Origin of the sequence: Mesorhizobium intechi (genome assembly GCF_002879535.1) — a bacterium.
Taxonomy (GTDB): Bacteria; Pseudomonadota; Alphaproteobacteria; order Rhizobiales; family Rhizobiaceae; genus Mesorhizobium; species Mesorhizobium intechi.
This window is the reverse complement of the sequence record NZ_PNOT02000053.1, coordinates 1-1,201: the sequence shown is the minus strand read 5'-3', so window position 1 is coordinate 1,201 and position 1,201 is coordinate 1. Positions and strand designations below refer to the sequence as shown.

Genomic DNA, 1,201 nt, shown 5'->3' with positions numbered 1-1,201 from the left:
TCTGCCGCATCACATAACGCAGCGCGGTAACGGAAGCGCCAAGGTGTTTTTCACGCCCGGGGACTACACGCTCTACAAGACCCTGCTGGTCGAGCATTGCCGCGCGGCCAATGTCGGCATCTGGGCGTGGTGCCTGATGCCGAACCATGTGCACCTGATCCTGACGCCGGCCGACCCGGACGGCCTGCGGCGCGCGCTCGCCAAGGTGCACTGCGCCTATGCCGGCACCATCCATGCGCGGCAAAAGAAAACCGGATATTCTGGCAAGGCCGCTTCGGCGCCGTCGCGACGGACGAGGACCACCTCCTGTCGGCGGTGCGCTATGTCGGACTGAATCCGGTGCGCGCAGGGCTGGCGAAACAGGCGGCCGATTGACCTTGGTCAAGCGCTCGGCCGCATCCGACAGGTGGCGTTACCGACCTGGCAGCCAATGAGGGATCGTCTGCCATCGTCGAGCGGGCTGTTCGACATGGTCGAGACGGATGCCGCGGCCTTGGACGCGCTGCGCAAGGCTGAGAGCATCGGCCGACCGGTGGGCGACGAGGCGTTTCTTAGTCGGATTGCCGCGCAAACCGGACGAGCTGCCAAACCAGAAAAGCGAGGCCGGCGGGGCAAAATTAGTGCACTGTCACCGTAATTCAAAGTGGCGACCGGCACGGTTGGGGGCCACGCTTCGGCAGCACACGGGCTGCATCTGCGAATGCACGATGCGCGCTCCGATGTTCAGACGGTGCGCTTCATCTCGCCAGACGATTGGGATCCTACGTTACCCGGCGTGGGCACCAATCGATACGCATATGCCCAGAATGATCCGGTTAACAAAAGTGATCGCAATGGGCACACCGCAGCGACAACAACCTCCAACGACTCGAAGGGCAAGCCAGACAGTGTCGCGGCGGGAGGACTGTTAACGAGCTTTTTCGCAGGGCTAGCGAGCAAATTGAATAGCAACAATACGAGCCTTTCGGTAAAGGGTGGTGACGGGGGCGGAACCAACACACCTGCGGGGCCAGATGTCTCTGGAACTCCTGCTAGACCCAATCCAGATGATCCGGACGATGGTAAGAAGAAGGCTGAGGGCAAGCTCACGGGTTCATTGCGCACACTTACCCCCACGGAGAGAGCTTTTGTAGAAGGTCAGTTGAAGCAAGGGAAGGATGTTGAGCTAGTAAACCGAGGTCCAATGAGAACTCCCGACTTT

The 1,201-nt window shown here is 60.7% G+C and carries 2 protein-coding genes; both read left to right on the top strand.

What is annotated here, in order from left to right; translation table 11 throughout:
• A partial coding sequence (locus C1D09_RS04950) for a transposase (RefSeq protein ID WP_246135655.1) occupies positions 1-334 on the top strand: 334 nt, incomplete at its 5' end.
• Between the two features lie 366 nt (positions 335-700).
• The coding region (locus C1D09_RS33045; RefSeq protein ID WP_208760349.1) for an RHS repeat-associated core domain-containing protein at positions 701-1,201 on the top strand (501 nt) is incomplete at its 3' end.